Annotated in this window: 29 protein-coding genes; 12 read left to right on the plus strand and 17 right to left on the minus strand. The window is 73.2% G+C overall.

Annotated features, from left to right (window positions below; genetic code table 11):
- Positions 1-40: 40 nt before the first annotated feature.
- Complete coding sequence (locus ACZ6S0_RS00800; RefSeq protein WP_465912500.1) at positions 41-952, minus strand: SMP-30/gluconolactonase/LRE family protein; 912 nt, start codon at positions 950-952, stop codon at positions 41-43.
- Between the two features lie 252 nt (positions 953-1,204).
- On the opposite strand from ACZ6S0_RS00800, the gene ACZ6S0_RS00805 reads away from it, so the two are divergent.
- Genes ACZ6S0_RS00805 through ACZ6S0_RS00825 form a run of 5 tightly spaced genes read left to right on the plus strand, consistent with a single transcriptional unit; the run spans position 1,205 to position 4,303 of the window.
- Positions 1,205-1,708: a hypothetical protein gene (locus ACZ6S0_RS00805; protein ID WP_465912502.1), complete on the plus strand. Its 504-nt coding sequence runs from the start codon at positions 1,205-1,207 to the stop codon at positions 1,706-1,708.
- A gap of 28 nt (positions 1,709-1,736) precedes the next feature.
- Positions 1,737-2,342 (plus strand): cyclodeaminase/cyclohydrolase family protein, encoded by a 606-nt coding sequence (locus tag ACZ6S0_RS00810; RefSeq protein WP_465912504.1) that lies wholly within the window; start codon positions 1,737-1,739, stop codon positions 2,340-2,342.
- Entirely contained in the window at positions 2,339-3,166 is an 828-nt protein-coding gene (locus ACZ6S0_RS00815; protein WP_465912506.1) for a bifunctional 5,10-methylenetetrahydrofolate dehydrogenase/5,10-methenyltetrahydrofolate cyclohydrolase, read from the plus strand. The genes ACZ6S0_RS00810 and ACZ6S0_RS00815 overlap by 4 nt, the downstream gene beginning before the upstream one ends.
- Entirely contained in the window at positions 3,163-3,561 is a 399-nt protein-coding gene (locus ACZ6S0_RS00820) for a DUF5655 domain-containing protein (protein WP_465912508.1), read from the plus strand. The genes ACZ6S0_RS00815 and ACZ6S0_RS00820 overlap by 4 nt, the downstream gene beginning before the upstream one ends.
- Positions 3,554-4,303, plus strand: a complete 750-nt coding sequence (locus tag ACZ6S0_RS00825; RefSeq protein ID WP_465912510.1) for a type 1 glutamine amidotransferase — start codon at positions 3,554-3,556, stop codon at positions 4,301-4,303. The genes ACZ6S0_RS00820 and ACZ6S0_RS00825 overlap by 8 nt, the downstream gene beginning before the upstream one ends.
- Positions 4,304-4,363: 60 nt before the next feature.
- Here ACZ6S0_RS00825 and ACZ6S0_RS00830 read toward each other — a convergent pair whose 3' ends face one another.
- Both ACZ6S0_RS00830 and ACZ6S0_RS00835 read right to left on the minus strand, forming a co-directional pair.
- A complete protein-coding gene (locus tag ACZ6S0_RS00830) occupies positions 4,364-5,671 on the minus strand; it encodes an FAD-dependent oxidoreductase (protein ID WP_465912512.1) in 1,308 nt (435 codons plus the stop codon).
- A gap of 63 nt (positions 5,672-5,734) precedes the next feature.
- Positions 5,735-6,844 (minus strand): alpha/beta hydrolase, encoded by a 1,110-nt coding sequence (locus tag ACZ6S0_RS00835; protein ID WP_465912514.1) that lies wholly within the window; start codon positions 6,842-6,844, stop codon positions 5,735-5,737.
- A 52-nt stretch (positions 6,845-6,896) separates the two neighbouring features.
- Between ACZ6S0_RS00835 and ACZ6S0_RS00840 the strand changes: the two genes are divergently transcribed.
- Entirely contained in the window at positions 6,897-7,559 is a 663-nt protein-coding gene (locus ACZ6S0_RS00840; RefSeq protein WP_465912516.1) for an endonuclease V, read from the plus strand.
- A 120-nt stretch (positions 7,560-7,679) separates the two neighbouring features.
- Here the strand turns inward: ACZ6S0_RS00840 and ACZ6S0_RS00845 are convergent, their stop codons facing one another.
- Entirely contained in the window at positions 7,680-8,381 is a 702-nt protein-coding gene (locus tag ACZ6S0_RS00845; protein ID WP_465912519.1) for an NADPH-dependent F420 reductase, read from the minus strand.
- A 93-nt stretch (positions 8,382-8,474) separates the two neighbouring features.
- On the opposite strand from ACZ6S0_RS00845, the gene ACZ6S0_RS00850 reads away from it, so the two are divergent.
- The 5 genes from ACZ6S0_RS00850 (at position 8,475) to ACZ6S0_RS00870 (ending at position 10,334) form a co-directional block, all read left to right on the plus strand.
- Positions 8,475-8,843 (plus strand): winged helix-turn-helix transcriptional regulator, encoded by a 369-nt coding sequence (locus ACZ6S0_RS00850; RefSeq protein WP_465912520.1) that lies wholly within the window; start codon positions 8,475-8,477, stop codon positions 8,841-8,843.
- A gap of 85 nt (positions 8,844-8,928) precedes the next feature.
- The gene (locus ACZ6S0_RS00855) at positions 8,929-9,156 is read left to right on the plus strand and encodes a hypothetical protein (protein ID WP_465912521.1); all 228 of its coding nucleotides are present in this window, start codon (positions 8,929-8,931) and stop codon (positions 9,154-9,156) included.
- 110 nt (positions 9,157-9,266) lie between these two features.
- Complete coding sequence (locus ACZ6S0_RS00860; RefSeq protein WP_465912522.1) at positions 9,267-9,410, plus strand: hypothetical protein; 144 nt, start codon at positions 9,267-9,269, stop codon at positions 9,408-9,410.
- Positions 9,411-9,424: 14 nt separating this feature from the next.
- Positions 9,425-10,030 (plus strand): TIGR00645 family protein, encoded by a 606-nt coding sequence (locus ACZ6S0_RS00865; RefSeq protein ID WP_465912523.1) that lies wholly within the window; start codon positions 9,425-9,427, stop codon positions 10,028-10,030.
- A gap of 43 nt (positions 10,031-10,073) precedes the next feature.
- Positions 10,074-10,334, plus strand: a complete 261-nt coding sequence (locus tag ACZ6S0_RS00870; protein WP_465912524.1) for a hypothetical protein — start codon at positions 10,074-10,076, stop codon at positions 10,332-10,334.
- 92 nt (positions 10,335-10,426) lie between these two features.
- Here the strand turns inward: ACZ6S0_RS00870 and ACZ6S0_RS00875 are convergent, their stop codons facing one another.
- Positions 10,427-11,236, minus strand: a complete 810-nt coding sequence (locus ACZ6S0_RS00875; RefSeq protein ID WP_465912525.1) for a Cof-type HAD-IIB family hydrolase — start codon at positions 11,234-11,236, stop codon at positions 10,427-10,429.
- 56 nt (positions 11,237-11,292) lie between these two features.
- Entirely contained in the window at positions 11,293-11,769 is a 477-nt protein-coding gene (locus tag ACZ6S0_RS00880; protein WP_465912526.1) for a DUF6968 family protein, read from the minus strand.
- A gap of 168 nt (positions 11,770-11,937) precedes the next feature.
- Here ACZ6S0_RS00880 and pyrF point away from each other — a divergent pair, with 168 nt between their 5' ends.
- A complete protein-coding gene (gene pyrF / locus ACZ6S0_RS00885; RefSeq protein WP_465912527.1) occupies positions 11,938-12,765 on the plus strand; it encodes an orotidine-5'-phosphate decarboxylase in 828 nt (275 codons plus the stop codon).
- Here pyrF and ACZ6S0_RS00890 read toward each other — a convergent pair.
- The 11 genes from ACZ6S0_RS00890 to ACZ6S0_RS00940 all read right to left on the minus strand — a co-directional run bounded on the left by ACZ6S0_RS00890 (position 12,756) and on the right by ACZ6S0_RS00940 (position 23,058).
- Positions 12,756-13,262 carry a nucleotidyltransferase domain-containing protein gene (locus ACZ6S0_RS00890; protein WP_465912528.1) on the minus strand — a complete coding sequence of 169 codons (507 nt, stop codon included), beginning with the start codon at positions 13,260-13,262 and terminating at the stop codon, positions 12,756-12,758. The two genes, pyrF and ACZ6S0_RS00890, sit on opposite strands and share 10 nt — an antisense overlap.
- Before the next feature lie 87 nt (positions 13,263-13,349).
- Positions 13,350-13,562, minus strand: coding sequence for a hypothetical protein (locus ACZ6S0_RS00895; RefSeq protein WP_465912529.1), 213 nt, complete (start codon positions 13,560-13,562; stop codon positions 13,350-13,352).
- 68 nt (positions 13,563-13,630) lie between these two features.
- Positions 13,631-14,515 (minus strand): ribokinase, encoded by an 885-nt coding sequence (gene rbsK / locus ACZ6S0_RS00900; protein ID WP_465912530.1) that lies wholly within the window; start codon positions 14,513-14,515, stop codon positions 13,631-13,633.
- Positions 14,512-15,840 (minus strand): ADP-ribosylglycohydrolase family protein, encoded by a 1,329-nt coding sequence (locus ACZ6S0_RS00905; RefSeq protein WP_465912531.1) that lies wholly within the window; start codon positions 15,838-15,840, stop codon positions 14,512-14,514. The genes rbsK and ACZ6S0_RS00905 overlap by 4 nt, the downstream gene beginning before the upstream one ends.
- On the minus strand, positions 15,837-16,976 hold the full coding sequence (locus ACZ6S0_RS00910) for an ADP-ribosylglycohydrolase family protein (RefSeq protein WP_465912532.1): 1,140 nt from the start codon (positions 16,974-16,976) through the stop codon (positions 15,837-15,839). The genes ACZ6S0_RS00905 and ACZ6S0_RS00910 overlap by 4 nt, the downstream gene beginning before the upstream one ends.
- The gene (locus tag ACZ6S0_RS00915) at positions 16,973-17,968 is read right to left on the minus strand and encodes an ADP-ribosylglycohydrolase family protein (protein ID WP_465912533.1); all 996 of its coding nucleotides are present in this window, start codon (positions 17,966-17,968) and stop codon (positions 16,973-16,975) included. Before ACZ6S0_RS00915 ends, ACZ6S0_RS00910 begins: the two co-directional genes overlap by 4 nt.
- Positions 17,969-17,973: 5 nt before the next feature.
- Positions 17,974-18,942 (minus strand): ADP-ribosylglycohydrolase family protein, encoded by a 969-nt coding sequence (locus ACZ6S0_RS00920; protein ID WP_465912534.1) that lies wholly within the window; start codon positions 18,940-18,942, stop codon positions 17,974-17,976.
- Positions 18,939-20,246: an ABC transporter substrate-binding protein gene (locus ACZ6S0_RS00925; RefSeq protein ID WP_465912535.1), complete on the minus strand. Its 1,308-nt coding sequence runs from the start codon at positions 20,244-20,246 to the stop codon at positions 18,939-18,941. Before ACZ6S0_RS00925 ends, ACZ6S0_RS00920 begins: the two co-directional genes overlap by 4 nt.
- A 9-nt stretch (positions 20,247-20,255) precedes the next feature.
- Entirely contained in the window at positions 20,256-21,074 is an 819-nt protein-coding gene (locus ACZ6S0_RS00930; protein WP_465912536.1) for a carbohydrate ABC transporter permease, read from the minus strand.
- Positions 21,071-21,985 (minus strand): carbohydrate ABC transporter permease, encoded by a 915-nt coding sequence (locus tag ACZ6S0_RS00935; RefSeq protein ID WP_465912537.1) that lies wholly within the window; start codon positions 21,983-21,985, stop codon positions 21,071-21,073. The genes ACZ6S0_RS00930 and ACZ6S0_RS00935 overlap by 4 nt, the downstream gene beginning before the upstream one ends.
- Entirely contained in the window at positions 21,982-23,058 is a 1,077-nt protein-coding gene (locus ACZ6S0_RS00940; protein ID WP_465912538.1) for a LacI family DNA-binding transcriptional regulator, read from the minus strand. The genes ACZ6S0_RS00935 and ACZ6S0_RS00940 overlap by 4 nt, the downstream gene beginning before the upstream one ends.
- Between the last annotated feature and the right edge of the window lie 105 nt (positions 23,059-23,163).

A 23,163-nucleotide genomic window follows, 5' to 3' on the forward strand; every position in this document is an offset into this window, starting at 1 on the left:
CGCTCCGGGACGGGCGGCCGTCCAGGAGCGCGCCGGGGCGTCACGGCTTGATCGCGACCACGGTGTAGGTCGTGTCGGGGGTCGGGGTGGTGGTGAAGCGGGCGTTGGGCAGGTAGAGGCGGTGCCCGTAGGCGGCGACCGTCGTGGGGACGTCGAACCCGGGGTCGGTCAGCCGCTCGACGACCTCGCCCGAGGCGGCGTCGCGAGCCAGGTCGATCACGGCCACGGCGTTCAGGCGGTTCTGGACGGCGTACAGGGTGCGGCCGTCCAGCAGCAGGCCGTCACCGTTGGTGAGCAGCTCGCCGCCCAGGTCCACCTCGGTGGTGACGCCGGAGGACGGGTCCGCCTCGAACAGCTTGCCGGTGTTCGACTGGACGATCAGCAGCGACTTCCTGTCGGGGCTGGGCGCGATGCCGTTGGCGTTGTTGCCGGTCGTGTACTGGATGGCGCCGCTGAGCGGGATCTTGACGGCCTCGTCGGGCAGCGCGCCGCCCCGGCCGAGCTCCAGCTTGTACAGGACGGGGTTGGCGGAGTCGGTGAAGTACGCGGCCCGCCCGATCAGGATGACGTCGTTGACGAACGACGTGCCGGTGGCGAGCTGGTACGACTTGAGCACCTCCCCGGTACGCAGGTCCACCACCCGCGCGTTGCCCGCGTTGCCCCCGGCCACGAACAACCGCCCGTTCCCGTCGGTCTTGAGCCCGAGCGACTGGGTGCCAGGCCCCTTGCTGATCACGGAGCCCTGGCCGGAGCGCAGGTCGGCCCGGTAGATGTCGCCGGTCGCGCGGGAGCCGAAGTAGGCGTACGGCCCCGGCCCGATCGCGATGCCCTCCGGCTGGAACCCGTTCGGCAGCGAGAACGTGTCGGGCCTGGTCGCGGCCTGCGCCGGCAGCGCGCCGAGCAGGACCACCACCAGGGCGCTGAGTGCGGTCTTCAGGATCGCGGATCTCATGCGGCCCACGATGCCCGGGTGGCCGTTCGCGGCAAAGACCCAGGACCCGCTTCACAGCGACTTTTCAGCAACCCTTTTTCCGGCACCCGATTTTCCGGCACCCGAGCAGGCGCCGCCGGGCAGGGCGTCCGGCGGGGCGCCGAGTGCCGGGCGCGAAGACCACTCCCCGCCGGGCGAGCCGGCGGGTAGGTTGGGACAGAGCCAACCAAACGGGGTTCAGTCATGTCTAACGGTGCCCGTCACGCTCTGGGAGTGGTCGCAGGGCTGCTCCTTCCTCCGTTGCTCGCCGTCGCGCTGTGGTACGGCGTGGGCGAGCTGACCCTCCAGGCCCAGCAGGCGTTCCAGATCTCGTGGGTCGCCCTGGGCGTGCTCGCCGCCGCCGGGATCATCCTGGCCTTCCTGGCGGGCTCCCGCCTGTCGCCGGTGGCCTCGCTGCTGGGCGGCCTGGCGTTCACGGGCGTGGGGGTCCTGCCGTTCGTGGAGCTGTCCACCGGGCTGCGGCTCCTGCCCGACGACCTGCTGCCCGCCTTCCTGCGTAGCGGCCTGATGACCCTGACGTACTCGGGGCTGCAGCTCATGCTCGGCGTCGCGCTGCTGGTGGTCTCGGCGATCCCGTCGCGCTGGCGCAGCCTGGCCGAGCCCGCCGACTACGACGGATACGACGGGTACGAGACGTCGTGGCAGTCCGCGCCGTCGCCGTACCTGCCGCAGCACGGCGGCCCCGAGGACGCCACGCGGCCGATGTACCGCGAATGACCCGTGCGTGGCCTGACAGAATGCCGTCATGCGCGACTTGACGATCGTCGACTTCCTGACCGGGCTGGCCGGACGGGTGCCTGCGCCCGGCGGCGGCGCCACGGCGGCCCTGCACGCGGCCCAGTCGGCCGCACTGCTCGGCATGGTGGCCCGCTACACCACCGGGGAGAAGTACGCCGACCAGGCCGAGACGGTGGTCGCCGTGATCGCCGAGACCGACAACCTGCGGGCACGTACGCTCAAGCTGATCGAGGAGGACGCGACGGCGTTCACCGCGGTCTCCGACGCCTACCGGCTGCCCAAGGGCGAGGAGCGCAGCGCCGCCATCGCCCGCGCCCTGGTGGGCGCGGCGGAGCCGCCCGCCAGGGTGGTCGAGGCGGCCGCCCGCCTGGTCGAGCTGTGCGAGCTGCTGCTGCCGATCGGCAACCGCAACGTCGTCACCGACGTCGCCGCGGCGGCCGAGGCCGCCCGCGCCGCCCTCACCACGGCCCGGGTGAACGTGGAGATCAACCTGGGCGGCATCAAGGACGAACGAGTACGCGAAGAGCTGAACACCCGCATCTCCGGCGTGGACGCCGCCGTGGCCAGGGCAGACTGGGTGACCGCCGAGGTACGCGAGGAGATCAAGCCGTGAAGACCCTGACGGGCAAGGCCCTGGCCGCCGCCATCAGAGACCGCACCCAGGCGGAGGCGGCGTCCGGCCCCCAGCCGCGCCTGGCCGTGGTGGTCGCCACGGCCGACGAGGCCAGTCTGTGGTACGTCCGCTCGATCGCCAAGGCCGCGGCCGGGGTCGGCATCGTCTGCGACGTGGTCGACCTGGGCCCCGAGGCGGCGCCCGAGCAGATCACGGCCACGCTGACCCGGCTCAGCGCCGACGACCACGTGCACGGCGTGCTGCTCCAGACCCCGCTGCCCGCGGGCGCCTCGGCGCAGGAGCTGGCCACGGCCATCGACCCGCGCAAAGACGTCGACGGCGCCAACCCGCTCTCGCTCGGCCGGCTGGCCGCCGGGCTGCCCGCGTTCCCGCCCGCCACGGCGGCGGCCGTGATGGCGCTGCTCGACCACTACGAGGTGGCGCTGGAGGGGCGGCGGGCCGTGGTGGTCGGCCGTTCCACGGTGGTGGGCAAGCCGCTGGCGCACTTGCTGCTCGACCGGCACGCCACCGTCACCGTCTGCCACTCGCGCACCCGCGATCTGGCCGCCGTCACCGCCCAGGGCGAGGTGCTGGTCGCCGCGGCGGGCCGGGCGGGGCTGATCGGGGCCGCGCACGTGGCGCCGGGCGCGGTGGTGATCGACGTCGGCACCAACCCGACCGCCGACGGCGGGCTGACCGGCGACGTCGACGCCGAGGCGGTCGCCGGGACGGCCGGGGCGCTCACGCCGGTGCCCGGCGGCGTCGGCCCGGTGACCACCGCCCTGCTGCTGCGCCACACCGCCAGGGCGGCGAACCTGCCGTGACACGGTGGGCGTGCCCGCAGTGCGACCGTGAGTTCGCGCGGACCCGGCAGTCACACGTGTGCGTGCCCGGCTGTACGGTGGAGGAGACGTTCGCACCTTACCCGCCGGTCTACCGGGAGATCTACGATCGCCTGCTCGACGGGCTGGGCCCGGTCCACGAGGACGCGGTGCGGGTCGGGGTGTTCCTGATGAGCGAGCGGCGCTTCGCCGAGATCCGCCCGAAGGCCCGCAGCCTGTCCCTGGCCCTGGTGCTGGCCCGGCGGGTCGCGCACCCGCTGCTCGCCAGGGCCGTGCCCATGGCCGGCGGCCGGGTGATGCATTACTTCAAACTCACCCGTGTCGAAGACGTGGACGAGCGCGTTCTCGAACTCATGGCGGAGGGCTACGATGCCTGACATCCTCATCGTCCAGAACAGCCGCAGCGGCGGTCCCGGCCGGGTGGGCGACTGGCTGGCGGAGGCCGGGCTGGCGCTCGACGTCGTGCTCGCCCACGAGGGCGCTCCCCTGCCCGCCCGGCTCGGCCACGACGCCATGATCATGCTCGGCGGCGGCTACCTGCCCGGCGACGACGACCGGGCGCCGTGGCTGCGTGACGCCCGGCGGCTGGTCGGGCAGGCGCTGGCGGAGGGGGTGCCGCTGCTCGGCATCTGCCTGGGCGGCCAGATGATCGCCGAGGTGGCCGGGGGCGAGGTGCGGGGCGCGTACGGCGCACCCGAGAACGGCAGCTTGCCCGTCACGATCAGGCCCGAGGCGGCCGCCGACCCGCTCTTCCACGGCCTGCCGCCCGTGGTGCCCGCGATCGAGCACCACAAGGACGCCGTCGTCCGGCTGCCCGCCGGGGCGGTGCACCTGGCCGAGACCGAGCGCTGCCCGTATCAGGCGTTCCGGGTGGGCGAGCGGGCGTGGGGCGTGCAGTTCCACCCGGAGGTGCTGCCCGCGCGCGTCCGTGAGTGGCGGGCCGAGGGCTTCGACCCCGACGAGGTGTACGCGCGGGCGGTGGCCGACGAGCCGGTGTCCACGCCGGTCTGGCGGCGGGTGACCGGCCGCTTCGCCGGGCTCGTCGTGGAGCGGGCGGCGACGCGTTCCGGGGCTCGCCCGGCGCGCTCACCGGCCGTCCCCGTGCCCCGGCCGTCCTGATCCGCGGGCCCGCCGCGACCTGCCCGCCGGAGTTCTGGGCGCGCGGGCGGCGCTCGGCCGTCAGCGGTGGGGCCTGCGGCCCTGCCGGGCCGCGAACCCGAGTGCCAGCAGCGCCGCCCCGGCCGCGGCCGCCGCCACGGTCCGCCGCTGCCGCGCGATGCGCCGTTCGGCCTGCGAGTACGGCGTCGTCGAGAACGACACCAGCTCATAACGCGAGACGTAACCCGGCAGCGCCCGCTCCAGCGCGTGCTCCACCCGCTTACCCGCCAGGAACACCCGGGAGCCGACCCTGTCGCGCATCTCCACGAAGTTGTCCAGGGCCAGCCGGGCGATCACGTCGGTGTCGGCCCTGCGGCGCTCGAACAGCGCCAGCGCCGCCGGGAAGTCGTCGCCGGTCTCGTCCAGGCAGCGGTCCAGCTCGACGCAGTCCTCGAAGCCGCAGTTGGCGCCCTGCCCGTAGAAGGGAACGATGGCGTGCGCGGCGTCGCCCACCAGCCCGACCGTCGCCGCCTCGGTGGTGACGTGCCAGGGCGAGCAGCGCATGGTGACCAGGTGGCCGACGGGGTTGGCGCGGAAGTCCGCCGCCAGGCCGGGCATCAGCTCGACCGCGTCGGGATAGTGCTCGCCGAAGTACGCGCTGATCCGCTGCAGGGTGTCCAGGGCGGCGAGCGTCTCGTGCGGCCAGAACAGCGTGCAGGTGAACGAACGGTCGCGGTTCGGCAGGGCGATCATCATCGACCGGCCGCGCGGCCAGATGTGCAACGCGCCCGGGTCCAGGGCGAACTCGCCGTCCTTGGCCGGGATCGACAGCTCCTTGTAGCCGTAGTCGAGGTAGTCCTGGCTGAAGCTCACCCCGGGGAGCTGCTGCAACCTGGCCCGTACCGCGCTGAACGCCCCGTCGGCGCCGATCACGACCCGCGCCCCGTCCGCCACCTCGCCGTGCTCGAACTCCAGACTGCCGGTCCGTTCGTCCAGCCCGGTGAGCCGGTGCCTGAAGCGCACTTCCACGCCCGGCAGCGCGCTCGCCACGTCGAGCAGCTCCCTGTTGAGCGCGGCGCGGCCGATGGAGTTGATCGCCTGGGTACGGTCGGCGCTGTACGGCTGGAAGGTGAGCGCGCCGTCCTGGGCGTGCATCACCCGGCCGGCCATGGGCAGGGCGGCGTCCAGCACCTTGCCGTCGAGGCCGAGGCGGCGCAGGGCGTCGATGCCGCGTTCGGACATGGCCAGGTTGATCGACCTGCCGCGGTCGGGGTCCTGCTCGCGGGGGTCGGGGCGGCGTTCGTACAGGGTGACGTGGTGGCCACGGCGGGCCAGGAAGCAGGCGAGCAGGCAGCCGACCAGCCCGGCGCCGACGATCGTGACCTCCATGCTTCCTTCGTACGGCCCAACGCCGCCCATGTCCAGCAGCCCCGCGTTCGGAAGCGGGCAGGTCTAGGACAGCGCCCCCGCGATCGCGTCGGCGGCGGCCCGGCCGATGGGCGTGTCGGAGCTGACCACCGCGAAGTGGTCTCCCGGCAGCTCCAGGTACGTCACGTCGTCGCCCGCCTCCGTGGCGGCCCGGGCGTGGCGGCGGCCGAAGTCGATCAGGTTGGGGTCGTCGTCCGCGCCCTGGACGACGAGCTGGCGGACGCCCAGGGGGACGCGGAGCAGGGGCGAGGAGGCGCGCAGGTCGTCGGCGGCGTCGCCCAGGGCCGCGGCTACCGCGCCGTTGCTGATCCACCGGCGCTCGCACTGGACGAGGTCGAGCACGCCCGCCAGGGAGACGGCCAGGGACACGCCCGCCCCGTCGGCGGCGGCCCGCAGCGCGAGCTGGGCCCCGGCGGAATGCCCGGCGACGGCGACCCTGCCGAGGTCAAGGTCGAGGTCAGGGACCAGGTCGGAGTCAGGGACCAGGCCGGAGTCACGGGCCAGGGCGGGGAGTGAGGGCAGGGTTTTCAGTGCGGTGGCGATGTCGTGCCTGGTCGCGGCCCAGCCGTGCCGGTCGGGGCGGCGGTATTCGAGGTTCCACACCGCGAGACCGCGCCGGGTCAGGCCCGCGCAGAGGTCCTCGACGGTGTCGGCGTTCCAGATCGAGCGCCAGTAGCCGCCGTGGATCAGCACCGCGACCGGCACCGCGACCGGCACCGTGCCCCGGCCCTCGGGGACGTACAGCTCGCCCCACTGCTCCGGCGACGGCCCGTAGGGGATCCGGCGCACGCCGGGGTGGCGGGCGCGGTGCACGGCGTGCCGGATGGCCCAGGACAGCCCCTCGATCCCGCGTCCGTTGAGGTGTGCGGCGCCCTCGACCCGGTCGAGGTCGGCCCACACCACCACCGGCGGGCCGAGCGGCTGCCCGATCAGGTCGCGGGCCGCCCTCTCCGGCCCGGGGAGTACGACGACCGTGCCGCACCGGCCTGCCAGGGAGCGCAGGTGGGCCGGGTCGCGTGCGTGCACGAGCGCCCCCCGCACCCCGAGCCGCCCGAACTCGCGCTCGGCGAGCTGCGCCAGCAGCCCCGCGTCCGCCACCACCCCGGAGCCGACGATCACCAGGACCTCGTCCATACGGCCAGACCTTACCGGCGTCCACGCGAGAGCGGGAAGGTACGTTGACCGGGTGCAGGTGAACCAGCTCCACCCCTGGCCCGCCACCGTCGCCGAGGCGGAGTCCATCCAGGGCCGGCTGCGCGCCCAGGTCGACCTGACCGGCGGGCCGACCACATTCGCCCTGGTGGCCGGGCTGGACGTGCACTACCACGGCGACGACGAGCTGACCGCCGCCGTGGTCGTCCTCGACGGCGGCACGCTCGCGCCGGTGGAACGGGTGGTGGCGCACGGGAGGGCGGCCTTTCCCTACGTGCCGGGCCTGTTCGCCTTCCGCGAGCTGCCCGCCCTCGTGACGGCCCTGGAGCGGCTCACGATGACGCCCGACCTGCTGGTCTGCGACGGGTACGGGCTGGCCCACCCGCGCAGCTTCGGCCTGGCGTGCCATCTGGGCGTACTGACCGGGCTGCCGTCGGTGGGAGTGGGCAAGACGCCGTTCGTGGGCACGCACGAGCCGCCGGGGCAGGAACGCGGCGCGTGGGCGCCGATCGTCCACGAGGGGGCCACGGTGGGGCGCGCGCTGCGCACCCAGCGCGGGGTCAAGCCCGTGTACGTCTCGCAGGGCCACCGCATCTCGCTCGACGTCGCGACCGAACAGGTGCTCCGCCTCGCCGCCCGCTACCGCCTGCCCGAACCCATCCGCCACGCCGACCACCTGGCCCGCCACCCCACCTGAGCCCCTTACACACGCCCAGCCACCCGCTCAGCCGCCGACGCTCGCCCAGCCACGTGGCTGCGCGGCTCAGCCCGGCCGGTCGGCTCAGCCCGGCTGGTGGGCTCAGCCCGGCTGGTGGGCTCAGCCCGGCTCGTGTGCTCCTGAGGAGGCCAGGGGCGGCAGGATCGCCTGGGCGTCGGCGCCGCCGAACCACAGCCCGATGACGAAGGCCGCCGTCGCCTCCAGCAGCGTCGCCCGTTCCAGCCCGCCGCCGCTGACCGGGGTGCAGCCCAGGTCGGCGACCAGCGTACGGGCGGCGGCCACGGCTTCCGGGGCGTCACCGCAGAGCGGCACGGCAAGGGGCCGGCCGCCGAAGACCGGCGGGGTCATCCGCCACACGTCCACGTGGCACAGGTTGAACGCCTTGACCACATGGCCGCCGGTGACGTCCGCGATCAGCCGGGCGAGCGGGCGGGTGGGATCGTAGGCGTCGGGGCCCGGGGCGTTGGTCACGTCGATGAGCGGCTTGCCGCGCAGGGCGGCGCCGGCGGCCCTGAGCGTGTCGAGCAGCCCCGCCGCCCTGACGGCCACCACCACGACCTCGCCGAACCCGGCCGCCTCCGCGAACGTCCCGGCCCGGACCCCGTCCGCCCCGCCCCGCACCCGCACCCCCACCTGGGCCTCAGCCTGGCGCTGGGGCTGGGAGTGGGCTGTCATGGTGGCCGCTCGTTCCCTGGCCCTGTGCGGGTCTCTTCCGCTGACCATGACCTCGTGTCCCGCCCGTGCCCACTGTGTGCCCAGGGCGTCCGCCATGCCGCCCGCGCCCAGGATGCCGATCCGCATCTCGCGTCCTCCGTCTCATGAAGGTGCCTCTACCTTGTGAGAAGGACTGTAGAAATCCCGTCGCACACCGTTCGGTGCCTAACGGAGGCCCCCTTGTTCCTCGCCGACTGCCAGGCCAGACTCGCCTTCGACCTCCTGGCCAACACCTGGAACGCGGTCGTCGTCTGGTCGTTGCGCCACGGCCCGCGCAGGCCGGGCCGGTTGCGGGAGGAGATCGGCGGCATCAGCACCAAGGTCCTGACCGAGACGCTGCGCCGCCTGGAGTACAACGGCCTGGTGGCCCGCCGCGCCTATGCCGAGGCGCCGCCCCGGGTCGAGTACGAGCTGACCGCCCTGGGCCGCTCACTGCTGGGCCCGATCGAGGCGTTCGGGGAGTGGGCGTTCGACCACGCGGACGAGGTGATGGACGCCCAGGACCGCTGGCCCGCGGACCCCACGAGCACCACGCGGCACACCGGTTGAACACTTTACTTAGACGGAGTGTTACCGAGCCACTACTCGGGGTAGCTAGACGGCGGTTGACCATTACCTTTACCCAGGAGGTTCCATGCACTTCACGCCCCGCCGGATCGTCACCGCCGCACTCGTCGCGGGCGGTCTGACCCTGCTCACCGCGCCCGCCGCGCACGCCGTCCTCGACCCGGTGCACACGCTCACCTGCCTGGCCGGCGCCCCCGCCGACGTGACCGCGCTCGTCGACCCGGCCACCCTGCTCGCCGAGCCGACCGCGCTCACCGCGCCCGAGGTTCCGGCCACGCACTGCCTGGCCCCCTGACCCGAACGGACCGCCCTCAGCACGGGACCACCCCTCGACACCCGGTACGGGCGGCGCTCCGCAGCGCCGCCCGGGTCCCAGCCCCCATCGAAGAGCAGCAAGGAGTTCCGTTGAAGGTCCGAGTCCTGACAGCGGTCGCCGCCCTCGCGCTGGCCGCCGGTGCGCCCCCGATCCTCCTCGACGGTCTTGTGGGTCAACCCCCTCTCGTCGATGTCCAGACCTTCGTCCAGCACATCAACGTCCTGACGTCCTAGTGCGACTCGCTCAAGTGCCTGTGGTCGACACGCCGGCCCGGCCTCAGACACCGCTGAAGCGCGTCGGCTACGTCATGTTCCTCAGCCGATGGATCCAGGTCCCGCTCTATCTGGGGCTGATCGTCGCGCAGGTCGTGTACGTATGGCGGTTCATGGTCGAGTTGCTGCACCTGGTCCAACTGGGCTTCGGCGGCACCCCGGCCGAGACCACCGTCATGCTGATCGTCCTCGGCCTCGTCGACGTCGTGATGATCTCGAACCTGCTCATCATGGTGATCATCGGCGGCTACGAGACGTTCGTCTCCCGCCTGCGTATCGAGGGACACCCCGACCAGCCCCAGTGGCTGTCACACGTCAACGCAAATGTGCTGAAGGTCAAGCTGGCCATGGCGATCATCGGCATCTCCTCCATCCACCTCCTTCAGATCTTCATCAACGCCGCGAGACCGACCATCACCGACAGGGAGCTGATATGGAAAACCCTGATCCACCTGACCTTCGTCGTCTCGGCGCTGGCGCTCGCCCTGATCGACCGCATCATGGCGGGTGGGCGCCCGCAGCAGGGTACGGGCAACGCGGAGCGGCCTGCGGAGATGCAGCAGGAGCGGATGGCCGCCTAGGCAGGCGGCGGGAGGCGTGGCGCTGTCGCGGAGGGAGGGGACCGTGGGGCTGAGGGGCGCCGCGGTCGCGGGACTCGGAGCCGTCGTGGTGGGGCTGGCCTGCTGCACCGGCGCGTACGCGGACGACGCCGCCCCCCAGAAGTCCGGCCCGGCCCCCCTGATCGGCAACGTGATCATCTTCAACGACGAGATCGTCGAACCGGTGTCGCTGCCGCTGAGCACGTGCGGAGGGCTGGTGCCGCTGCTCAGCAAGGCGCCCGCCACCTGCCAGGGCACCTCGCGGGTGTCGGACGACGACGCGTGAGGCCGTACGTGCCCGCCCGCGGGGGTGGGCGGGCACCAGCGGTCGAGCACCGGTCGTCCCGATACAGCCGGGGAGATCCCTGAGGGCTCCCGTCAGGCCCGGGCGAGCAGGGTCTCCAGCACCACGGCCACCCCGTCCTCGTCGTTGGACAGGGTCCGGTGCCCGGCCGCGGACAGCACCAGGTGGTGGGCGTTGGCCATCGCGTACCCGGCCCCCGCGTACAGGAGCACGGCCAGGTCGTTGGGCATGTCCCCGAACGCCACCACCTCCGCCGCTCCGACGCCCCTGTCCCGGCAGAGCCGGTCGAGCGCGACGGCCTTGGTCGTCCCCTGCGCGCTGATCTCCAGCAGCCCCTCCACCCCCGAGTGCGTGACCTCGGCCAGATCACCGATCGCGCCCGACACGACCGCGTACATCTCGTCCGCCGTGTGCGCCGGCGACAGGGCGAGCAGTTTGACGATGGGGTGGTCCTCGTCGAAGATCGAGCCCACCTCGCGGTAGGCCGCCAGGTCGTGATCGACCCGCCTGGTGTAGGCCGCCTCGGTCAGCACGTTCGTGCCGGTCTCGATGGCCAGGCCGACGCCGGGCAGCGCCCGGGAGAGTGCGCCGGCGACCTCGCGGGCCACGCCGGGGGCGAGCGGGCTGGTGACGGCGTACTCGTCGGCGGTCACGTCGTAGACGATGGCGCCGTTGCTGCAGATGGCGGTGCCGGTGACGTCCGCCTGGCGGGCGATGTCGCGGACGGCGCGGGGCGGTCTGGCGGTGACGAAGACGATCTCGGCGCCGGCCGCGCGGGCGGACTGGAGCGCCTTCCTCGTACGCGGGCTGACGCCGCCGGTGGAGGACAGGAGGGTGCCGTCGAGATCGGTGGCCACGATGCGGGGGAAGATTCCGGTGCTCACGGGAGGCAATTATCCCCAGATGTCGGTTGTTCGGCCGGTGCCTGATCGCTCATCGGTCAGAAACGCATCTCCGACGGGAGCAGTTCGCCGGCGTTCATCAGCTCCACCCCCAGGAGCTGCCCGGAGTCGCCGAAGTCGAGGACGACGCTCCCTGCCGTGACCTGGCGCACGACCTCACCCGGCGCGATCTCGCGCTTCATCGCGATGTAGGCGAGGTCGGCCTCCAGGTCGACGCTCACGTACACGGTCTGCGCCCGCTGCCCGCCCGGCACCTCGTTCCAGGCCAGCAGGCCCTCCTTGGCCTCGTGCGAGCCCGCCAGCGCGGTCCGCACCATGACCGTCGCCAGCTCGATCGCCTCCAGCGGGTCGAACGCCGTGACCTTCCGCTCGTGCTCCCACCCGTCGAGCCCGTCGATCCGGTACGGGCACGACCACTCCCCCGTGGGCTCCTCGTAGGGCCTGCCGAGCGCGACCACGACGTCACGCGGCGGATCGGTACGCAGCGCCAGCACCCGATGGGCGATCTCGTACATGTCTGCTGATCTACCCGCCTGGCCGCCCGTGGAAGACTCGGCACCGCCTCGGCCGGGCAACCGGGCCGCGGGTTCAGCCCGATGGCCTCTCGGTGCCGAATCGCCGCCGGAGTAGCATTCGTACCCACCGGCGGATGGCCGGCCGCGTCGCGCTCGTGAGAGAAGGCCATGATGGACGAGTCGTTCGGGACACGCCTGCGAGCCAGGCTCGACGCGTACGGACCGCTGTGCGTGGGCATCGACCCGAGCCCGGCCCTGCTCGAGGCGTGGGGCCTCGACGACTCCCCCACGGCGCTCGAACGGTTCAGCCGCACGGTCGTCGAGGCCGTGGCCGACGTGGCGGCCGTGGTCAAGCCCCAGTCGGCCTTCTTCGAGCGCTGGGGCAGCCGCGGCGTCGCCGTCCTGGAACGCACCATCTCCGACCTGCGCGAGGCGGGCACGCTGGTGCTGCTCGACGTCAAGCGGGGCGACATCGACAGCACGATGGCCGCCTACGCCGAGGCGTACCTCGACCGGGGCAGCCCGCTGGCCGCCGACGCGGTGACGCTGAGCCCCTACCTGGGGTTCGGGTCGCTGGAGGTCGCGATCACCTCGGCGATGGCCAACGACGCGGGGGTGTTCGTGCTGGCCCGCACGTCCAACCCGGAGGCGGCCGGGCTGCAGCGGCAGGTGGCCGGGCAGATCCTCGCCGGGGCGGCCGCGGTGAACGCGGGCCATTCCCCGTTCGGGCCGGTCGGGGTGGTCATGGGGGCCACGCTGCCGGAGCTGGAGCACTCGCTGGACGACCTCAACGGGCCGATCCTGGCGCCCGGTCTGGGGGCCCAGGGCGCCACGGCGGCCGATGTGGCCAGGCTGTTCGGGCCCGTGCGCCACGCGGTGGTGCCGTCGGTGTCCAGGGCCGTGCTGGCCGACCCCGAGCGGGTGCGCACGCGTACGCTCGCCTTCCGCGACGCGTGCGCCGCCCACCTGTCGGCCGCGACCGCCGCTCAGAAGTGAGTCGAGATCCCGAGCGTCTCGCGCAGCCGGGCCATGTCGTGCAGGTCGCGCTCGCGCGGCTGGTAGCCCCGGTGGAACTCCACCTGCTGGGCCGCTGACAGGCACGGCACGGTGACGCCCTCGATCACGCCGGTGACGAAGACGTCCGCCGGGTAGTGGTAGGCGCCGCCCTGCTCGTCGATGTGCTGGACGGCGGAGCCGTCGGGGCGGAAGTGCAGCGGGTGCAGGTCGAGCTCGCGCCCGTCCGGGCCCGCCATGACGAACCTGGCCGGCCGCCCGGGGACCACGCCCTCGTGCCGCTCGGCGTAGCCCAGGCCCTCCAGCGCGTCGATCACGGCGGGCTCCTGCTCGACCCGGTGCAGCAGGTCGAGGTCGTTGTGCTGCCGGGTGACGCGCCCGACGAGCGCGTCGATGCCCCAGCCGCCCGCGATCCAGACCTCGCAGTCGGCCTTCCGCAACGTCTCCAGCACGTCCAGGACCGGGCCGGCCTCGAACATCCGTGTTCCTCCCTCGTGGGCTCCGCGCATACGACCTGATGATCGTAGCCGGGGCGCGGCGCGGGGCAGGACCGCGGTCGGGACTGGTCAGCCGGTCGGGCCCGCGTCCGGGCGGATGACGTCCTCCTCGTCCTCCTCGTCGAACAGATCGGGCTCCGGCTCGTCCTGCTGGTCCGGCGGGTCGGCGGACACCGGACGGCGCGTCCTGGGGGTGCTGGCGCCCGAGCGTTCCGCCACCACGTCGCTCTCCCCGTCCACGCCGCCGATCGCGTCCGGCAGCTCATCGGATGTCTTGCTCATGACCACCACCTGCCCTGGAGGGGCCACTTGTCACGGCCCTGAGCGCTGCTCCGGCCGACCGGGGGACCTCAGGCCAGCGCGGCCTCGATCTCCCACCGCTTGGGCATCGAGGTGCTCGCGCCCTCCCGCTGCACGGCCAGCGAGGCCGCCGCGGAGGCGAACTCCAGCGCCCGCTCCACCGGCCTCCCCTCGGTACGCGCGACGGCCAGCGCCCCCACGAACGTGTCGCCCGCGGCCGTCGTGTCCACCGCACTCACCTTCCTGGCCGGCACCCGCAGCCGCTCCCCCGAACGCGACCCGTACAGCGCGCCCTCGGAGCCCAGCGTGATCACGACCTCGCCGACCAGCTCCAGCAGCGCGTCGAGGGCGTCGTCCGGGCGCGACAGGCCGGTGATGGCGGCGGCCTCGTGCTCGTTGGGGACGATGATCGTGACCGCCTCCAGCAGCTCGGCGGGCAGCGGCTGGGCGGGGGCGGGCGTGAGGAACACCCGCACCCCCGACACCCGGGCCGCCTGGGCCGCCCGCACGACCGCCTCCATCGGCAGCTCCAGTTGGAGCAGCAGCGCCTGGGAGCCGGCGATCGCGGCCAGGTCTTCCCCGGAGGGGCCGGACATGGTGGCGTTGGCGCCGGGGACGACGATGATCGAGTTGCCGCCGTCGTCGTCCACGACGATGTGCGCGACGCCGCTGGGGCCGGGCACCTGGCGCAGCCCGCGTACGTCGACTCCGGCCTCCGCCAGCGTGGTCCGCATCTCCGCGCCGAACCCGTCGTCGCCCACCGCCCCGAGGAACGCCACCTCACCGCCCGCGCGGGCGGCGGCGATCGCCTGGTTGGCGCCCTTGCCACCGGGCACCGTGCGGAACCGGTGCCCGGTGACGGTCTCCCCACGCCTGGGCGCCTGGGAGACGTACGCGACCAGGTCCATGTTTGCGCTGCCGAAAACCGAGATCATGCCCTCATCATCTCCTGTGTACGACCCGCCAGCTCCGCAAGACCCACCCCGTCGAACCCGGTCAGGCTGCTGGCCAGCCGATCGCGCAGACGCCACCGCTCCGGCACGCCGCCGTTCAGCGCGCCCGCGACGGACCCGGCCGTGGCGCCCGCCGAGTCGGTGTCCCAGCCGCCGGCGACCGCTCCGGCGATCGTGGCCGTGAAGTCACCGCGCCCGTGGATCAGCGTGGCGGCGACCAGCGCGGCGTTGTTGATCGTGTGCACCCAGTGGAGGGCGCCGTGGCGTTCGTGCAGCAGGTCGACGACGCGCTCGAAGTCGGGTTCGCGGGCGGCGTCGGCGGCGGCCAGGCGGACGGCCTCGTGCAGCCGCGAGCCCTCCGGCACCACCGACAGCCCCGCCCGCACGACCTCCTCCGCCGACGTGGCCACCAGCGCCGCGGCGCACATCGCGGCGGCGAACATGGCCCCGTAGATCCCGTTGGCGGTGTGGGTGAGCCGGGCGTCGCGCCAGGCGTACTCGGCCGCCGTGGCCGGGTCGCCCGGGTTGACCCAGCCGTAGACGTCGGTCCTGATCAGCGCGCCGATCCACTCCCTGAACGGGTTGCGGTAGGTGGCCGTGGCCGGGGGCTCGACGCCGTTCAGCAGGTTGCGGTACGCCACCCGCTCGGCGGTGAACGTGCGCCCGGCGGGCAGCTCGTCCAGCCACAGCTTGGCGACGTCCTCGGTGGTGAAGGAGCGGCCGTGGCGCTCCAGGACCGTCAGGGCCAGCAGCGGGTAGTTGAGGTCGTCGTCCTCCGGGATGCCGTCGATGTTCTCGGCGAGGGAGTTGACGGCGCTGCGGCGGTTCCACGGCCAGCGGGCGGCGACGTCGTCCGGCAGGCCCTTCGCGGTGAACCAGCCCCGGATGGGCCAGTTGCCGGTGGCCTCGGCGATCCGCCTGATGCCCTCGCGGGGGAGCTTCTCGACGGGCTTGCCGAGCACGCACCCGGCCGCCCGCCCCTGCCACGCGCCCAGCACGCGCGCGGGGTCCACGGCGGGGCCCTGCCGTGGCTCGGGCCAGCGGGGGCAGGCGGCGACGATGCCCGCCAGGTCGGACGGCTCGGCTGCTGGGGACGGCACGGCCGCCAGCTCGTCCAGCAGCTCCTCCGCCAGCCCGCGCAACCGCGCGGCCCCTGACTCCGAGGCCCCGGCGCGCGGCGGCGCGTCGTGACCGCCCGCGGCGTGCCAGCGGGCGGCGATCTCCCGTGCGTCGCGGCCGTCCTCGGCGGCCTGGCGCAGCTCGTGCCCGATGAGGTCCTCGGGCTGGACCCAGGTGAGCCGGATCATGCGCGGTCCAGCTCGGCGAAGGCCGACTCGTGGCCGCGGCGCCGGGCCACGTCGTCGGCGTGCACGCGGCGGGCCACCCCGGCGGCGGCGAGCCCTGGGCCCACCAGGTCCGTCCGGCTCGCCTGCCCCACCTGCGCCACCCACTCCTGCGGCACGGACGCCAGCCCGCCCAGCGCGCCCGCGATGGCCCCGCCCATGGAGGCGATCGAGTCGGCGTCGCGCCCGTAGTTGACGCCGCCCAGCACGGTCTCCCGGTAGTCGCCCTTGGCGATCACCAGGAACCCGAGCGCCAGCGGCAGCTCCTCGATGCTGTGCACCCGGCTCGGCCGCCGCGCCCCGAGGCCCTGGTCGCGGTAGGTGTCGGCGACCGTGTCGTACGGCCGGACGGCCGCCCGCAGCGCCTCGAACGAGCCGTCCCAGTGGCCGAGCCCGGCGGCGGTCTCGCAGACGGCCTCGATGGCGGCCCTGGTGCCGTCCTTGGCCAGGCGCAGGCACGTGGCCACCACGGAGTCGGCGGTGGCGCCCGGCCGCATGGCCTCGGCCACGGCGGCGGCCATCACGCCCGCCGCCTCCCTGCCGTAGCTGGACTGGTGCGCGCCGGTCAGGTCGACGGCCTCGGCGTAGGCGGCGTCGGGGTCGGCGGCGTTGACGATGCCGACGGGGGCGACGTACATGGCGGCGCCGCAGTTCACGATGTTGCCGACGCCGGCCTCGCGCGGGTCGGCGTGCCCGTAGTGCAGGCGGGCCACGATCCACTTCTCGGCCAGGAAGATCCGTTGCAGCGGCAGCGCCTCGGCCTCCAGCTCGGGGATCCAGCGCCGCTCGCCCATCAGCTCGGGCACCAGGTGCTCGGCCATCGCGTACGCGTCCAGGTGGCCGCCGGCCTTCTCGTACACGCGGATCAGGGCGTGGGTCATCAAGGTGTCGTCGGTGATGTGGCCGTCGCCCTTGTGGTACGGGGCGATGGGGCGGGCGTTGCGCCAGTCGTCGTTGAAGGGCGGCACGATGCCCTCGACACGGCCGCCGTACCGCTGCACGATCTGCTCGGGGGTCCAGCCCTCGGTGGCGCCGCCCAGCGCGTCACCGACCGCAGCCCCCGCCACGCAGCCAGTGGCCCTGTCCTCAAGCGGCGTCATGCGATTCCCTCCGAAAGTTGGTCCGCTACTTCGATCAGATCACGGCCCGCCAGTTCAGGCAGGCAACAGCCGGCGAGCGTACGGGCCGAGGCGATCCACCCCTGCGGGATCGCCTCGTACCCGCCGCAGGCCCCCGCCAGCGCTCCGGCGAGCGCGGGCGCGGAGTCGGCCAGCGGTGACAGGCACGCAGCCGCGGGCACGGCCCGGCCCAGCTCTCCGCCCGCCGCCTCGGCCAGCGCCAGCGCGGCGGGGACGGTCTGCGCCGCGCCCACGCCGTAGCTGTAGACGTGGTCGACCAGCACGGCGTCCAGCGCGGGGATCGCGCCGAACGGGTCGCCCGCCTCGCGCGCGGCGGCCAGCGCCAGCCGGGCGTTGTGGCCGATGGCGGTGTCGGCGGGCAGGACGGCCAGCGCCGCCTCGACGGCCCGCCGCACCTCGCCCGTGGCCACCGCCTCCGCCACCGCGGCGGCCATGGCCCTGGCGCCCAGCACGCCGTCATGGGCGTTCGTCACCTGGGCGTCGGGCGTGGGGTCACGTCCCACGGCCCCGTACGCGACCGCCCTGACGGCGGCGGCGTCGTCGAAGTGGTGCGGGTTGTCGTGTCCCGAGGCGGGCGGCTCGACGCCCCTGGTCAGGTTGTCCAGCGCGGAGGCCACGGAGATGCGCATCCGCAGGGGCGGGTCCGCCTGCGTCCTGCGGGCGGCCAGTTCTCCGAACGCCTCGGCCCTCGGCCGGTCGATGGTCAGCGCCGTCCAGGCCAGCCACTCGGCGTCGTCGGACGGGCCCACCCGCAGCGGCGCGACGGGCTGGTTCAGCGCGAACGGCACGGGCAGCGTGGTGACCCGGTGCTCCTCGGCGAAGGCGTCCAGCTCGCGGTGCAGCCGCCGGCTCCAGGGCGCGTGCAGCGCGGACCGATGCCTGGCGGCAGGCCAGCCTGCGGCGTCGCCCACGGCCAGCCCGGCGAACGCTCCCCTGATTCTGTCCCCCGACATGTGATCTACAGCCTTTCCGCCAGTTCGTCGGCCAGTTCGTCGGCCACGTCCAGCACATGTCTTCCGGCCACGACGGGCAGGCATTTGCCCGTCACGGGGCCGATCTTGGCGGCCCAGCGAGCGGGTACGCCCCGCTCGCCGCTGCTCGCCCCGGCCACGGCCCCGGCGATGGCGCCGATCGTGTCGGCGTCGCGGCCCAGGCTCACCCCGAACGTCACGGCCGCCTCGACGTCGCCGTCCCCGGCCAGGAAGGCGGCCAGGGCCAGGGCGACGGCCTCGGGGGCGAGGTCGGTCCACGGGTAGTGCCGGACGACGACGGCCTCGTGCAGCGCCTCGACGGGATCGTCTCCTTGCGCCAGCGCCGCTCGGGCGCGTACGACGTCGCGGGCCGTCCACGAGTCGGCGGGGATGACCGACAGCGCGGCCTCCACCACCTCGCCCGGCGCGGCCCCGGCCATCGCCGCCGCCACCGCGCCCGCGATCGCGCGCCCGCCGAGCACGCCCTCGTCAGAACCGCTGACCAGCCCGTCCTGCGCCATCAGCCGGGCCGCCTCGTCCGGGTCGCCCGGGCAGAAGATCCCGTAGGGGGCGGCCCGCATCGCCAGGCCGTCCGACCAGCCGTGCGCGTGCACGAGCCCGGTCAGCGGCGGTTCCAGGCCGCGACGCAGCGCCTCGATGGTGCCCAGCTCGGAGAAACCCGCCCCGCGCATGGGCCCGGTCACCCTGGGGATGATCTCGGCCCGGTACGCCGCCGCCACGTCGGCCGCGGTCAGCGCGTGCCCGTGCCGGAGGAGCAGGGAGGCCGCGAAGATCGCGTACTCGGTGTCGTCGGTCCCGCCGCCCTCGATCTCGGTGAGCCGCCCCCACCGCCGCCGGATCTCCGACGGCGACAGGTTCTCGGCCGGGGCCCCGAGGGCGTCGCCGGCCGCCAGGCCGAGCAGGCACCCCCGGGCCCTGTCACGCAAGGAAGTCACCGCTGGTACCGCTCCAACACCTGGTTGCCCTCCTCGACCAGCTTGGCCGCCGCCTCGTCGAGGGTGATCTTGTTGGCGAAGTACTCCTGCAGGACGGGCGTGGCGACCTTGCTCTTCCACTCGTCGAACCCGTTGACCTTCAGGAACGGGGCCACGACCAGGTTCTTCGCCGACGCGGTGGCGACGTCCCAGCCGTTGTCCTTCGTGGTCATCGCCGGGTCGGCGGCGGCCGTCTGGGAGGTCGGCAGCAGCCAGTCGCCCTTGGCGAGCTTGGCCTGGTTGGCGCCGTTCAGGAAGAACGAGATGAACTTCATGGCCTCGGCCGGGTGCTCGCTCTCCTGCGCGACGGACAGCGTCTGCGAGACCGCGCCCTGCTCGGCGCTGGTGCCCTTGGGCGCGGGCAGCGTGACCCACTCGAAGCCGTCGGGGGCCTGCTCGACGACCTGCTGACGCAGGTAGACCCCGGCGGGCAGCAGCGCGAACTTGCCCTGGTAGAAGGCCGGCAGCGGGTCGGCGGTGCCCTGGCCGAGCGCGGCCGGGTCGGCGGACTTGTCCTTGTGGAGCTGGTCGTGGATGCGCTGGAGCACCTCGCGCTCCTCGGGGCCGACCTTGACGGTGGTCTTGCCCCCGGCGGTCTGGAAGAACGTGCCGCCGAAGTTGAGCGCCAGGTTGAGCGTCTTGTTGACCGGCGACTTCATGGCCCAGGCCACGCCGTACGTGCCGTCCTTGGTCATCTTCTTGGCCGCCGCGGAGAACTCGTCCCACGTCCACGGGCTGTCCGTGGTGGGGATGCGCACCCCGGCCTCGTCCAGCAGCTTCTTGTTGGCGATGATGACCTGCGACTCCTGCAGGAACGGCACGCCGTAGACGCCCTGGCCGCCCTTGCCGTCGTCGAAGGTGACGGTGTCCCAGGCGGACTGCGGGATGTCGCCCTTCAGCTCGGCGGGCACCTTGTCCTTCAGGTCCAGCAGGTAGCCGTCGGCGGCGAAGCCGGACAACGCGGGCGAGTCATTGTGGATGACGTCGGGCGCCGTGCCGCCCGCGAACTGGGTGACGAGCTGGTCGTTGACGTTGTCCCAGCTCCCCTGGACGTAGGTGACCTGGATGAGGGGGTTGGCCTTGTTCCACTCGTCCACGATCTGCTTGTTCGCGGCGACGGACTCCTTCTGCCAGGCCAGGCTGAGGAAATCGATCTTGACCGGCTCGTTGGGGGACGACGACGATGCCTCGCCGCCGCCTCCCCCGCCGCACGCGGCGGCGAGGGTGAGCACGGCCGCCACCGCCAGAGCGGACTTGATTCGCATAAGAGCCTCCTAGCCCTTGACGGCGCCGGCCATCAGGCCGGACTTCAGGCGCCGCTGGATGATTGCGAAGAAGATCAGGCTCGGGATCGTCGCCATGAGCGACGCCGCGGCCAGCGGGCCGAGCCTGGCCACCCCCTCCGGGCCGGTGAACCTCACCAGCGTCAGCGGGAGCGTCATGACCTCGGGGTCCTGCAGGATCACGAGCGCGAACATGAACTCGTTCCAGGACGAGATGAACGAGAACAGCAGCGTGGCCACCACGCCGGGCGCGAGCAGCGGGGCCACCACGGTGACGATCGAGCGCAGCCGGCTCGCGCCGTCCGTGGCCGCGGCCTCCTCCAGCTCGGGCGGCACCGCGCGGACGTATCCCTGCAGCATCCACAGCGCGAACGGCAGCGTGAACGTGACATGCACGGCCACCAGCCCCGGCAGCGTGTTCACCAGCTCCAGGTCACGAAGGATCATGAACAGCGGGATGATGATCAGGATGAACGGGAACACCTGGCTGACCAGCACCCACCCGATCGCGACCCTGCTGACCAGGCCGCGGTAACGGGCCATCGCGTAGGCGGCGGGCAGCGAGATCAACACCGTGATCACGCTCGCGAACACCGCCACGACCAGGCTGCGCAGCGCCGCGCCGACCAGGTCCTGCTCCCCGAACGCGGCGCCGAAGTTGGCCAGCGTGGGCTCGCGCGGGATCCACGTCGGGTCGGTGAGCGCCATCTCCTGCGGCGTCTTCAGCGCCGTGGACAGCAGCCACAGCAGCGGGAACGCCAGGAAGGCGACGTACGCGACCAGGGCGGCGTACTGCGCGACGCGTCTCATTTGGCCTCCCTCATCTGACGCCACAGGTAGAGCCCGAGCACCGCGAGCACGACGACGGCCATCGCCAGGCCGAGCATCGAGGCGTAACCGGCCATCCGGTACCTGAACGCCTCCTCGTAGGCGAACAGCATCGGCAACCGGGTCCGGCCGCCGGGACCGCCCTGGGTGAGCACGTAGACCAGGCCGAACTGGTTGATGTTCCACACGAAGTCGAGCGAGGTGATCGCCACGATCACGGGGCGGAGCTGCGGCAGCGTGATGTTCCAGAAGCGCCGCCAGGTGCCCGCGCCGTCCATCGCGCCCGCCTCGTACAGCTCTTTGGGGACGCTCTGCAGGCCCGCGAGCAGCACCACCGTGGTCTGGGGCATGCCCGTCCAGATGCCGACCACGATGATCGCGGGCAGCGCGAGCGAGAAGTCGGCCAGCCAGTTGACCTGGGTGCCGAGCAGGTCGTTCAGCAGGCCGGCGTCGGGGTGGTAGACGAGCTTCCACATCAGGCCGATCACCACGGGCGGCATCGCCCACGGCACCACGGACAGCACCCTGGCCAGGCCCCGGAACCGCAGCTTCTCGTTGAGCAGCAGCGCCAGGCCGAGCGCGGCCAGGAACTGCAGCACGGTCACCGAGACGGCCCAGATCGCGCCGATCTGGAACGAGGACCAGAAGTCGTCGTCGCCGAGCAGCCGGGTGAAGTTCTCCAGGCCCACGAAGCTCGTCTCGTGGACGCGGGTGTTGCGGGCGTCGGTGAACGCCAGGCCGATGCCGTACAGCAGCGGGCCGATGCTGAACAGCGCCACCGGCACCAGCGCCGGCAGCATCAGCACCCACATCTCGCGCGTGCGGCGCGAGGTCGCGCGGCGCTTCGCCCGCGGCCTGCGCGGCGGCGCGGGTCTCGTCGCGGTCGCCGTCACGCGCCGCTCCCCTTTCTGTCCGTCCGTCCGTCGGTGTCGCCGTGCCCGGGATCGGGCGTGGGGTCGTGTGCGGGGCCGGATGTGGAGGCCCTTACCGCGAGGTGGGGCGGGACGGTGACCCGCCGGGGCTCGCCGCCGTCACCCCGCAGCCGGTCCAGCAGCAGTTCGGCGGCCACCTTGCCGCGTTCTGCGGAGCCGAGGGAGACGCTCGTCAGCGACGGCCAGGAGGCCGCGGCCAGATCGGTGTCGTCCATGCCGACCACCGCCACGTCCTCGGGGACCCGCCTGCCCGCCGCGCGCAGCACGTCGAGGGCGCCGAGCGCGATCAGGTCGTTGGCGCACATCAGCGCGTCCACGCCGGGGACTCTGGCCAGCAGCTCCGCCACCGCCCGCGCGCCCTCGGCGCGGTAGAAGTCGCCGATCTGCACGAGGTCGTCGTCGTAGGGCAGGCCGAGGTCGCCGAGCGCCTCCCGGTAGGCGGCCCCGCGGGCGGCGCCGGGCACGGTGTCGAGCGGGCCGTTGACCATGGCGATGCGGCGGCGGCCGAGCGCGTAGAGGTGGTCGATCGCCAGCCGGACGCCGGTGCCCGAGTCGGCGCGTACGTTGTCCACCCGCGTGCCGTCCGGGACCGAACCGATGATCACGACGGGGGCCCTGGCGGCGGCCAGCAGCTCCAGGTGGGCCTCGGTGACGCGCAGCGGGCTCATGATCAGGCCGTCCACGTACCGCTCGCCCAGGCTGTGCAGCACGTCGATCTCGTCGGCCACGACGGCGTCGGTGGAGTGCAGGACGAGCCGGTAGCCGGCGGACTTCAGCACCGGCTGGATCTCGCGGAGCATGGCCAGGTAGGCCGGGTTGCCGACGTCGGCCATGGCGAAGGCGACCTGGTGGGTGCGGCGCGACTTGAGCGACCTGGCCACGGCGTTGCGTACGTAGCCCAGTTCGTCGGCGGCGGCCATCACCTTGCGCACGGTCTCCTGCCTGGTGGGCAGGCCGTTCAGGACGCGCGAGACGGAGGCGATCGAGACGCCGGCGCGTTCGGCGATCGTGTTGATCGTGGGTCCGTCGGCCAAGGTCAGTCCTTCCATCGCCATGTAAACGTTTACGGCCAGATTGCCTGTAAACGTTTACGGTGTGGGGACATGAAATCCGGATGTAACTTGCAGGTCAAGTCACGA

The organism is Nonomuraea sp. NPDC051298 (assembly GCF_055586305.1).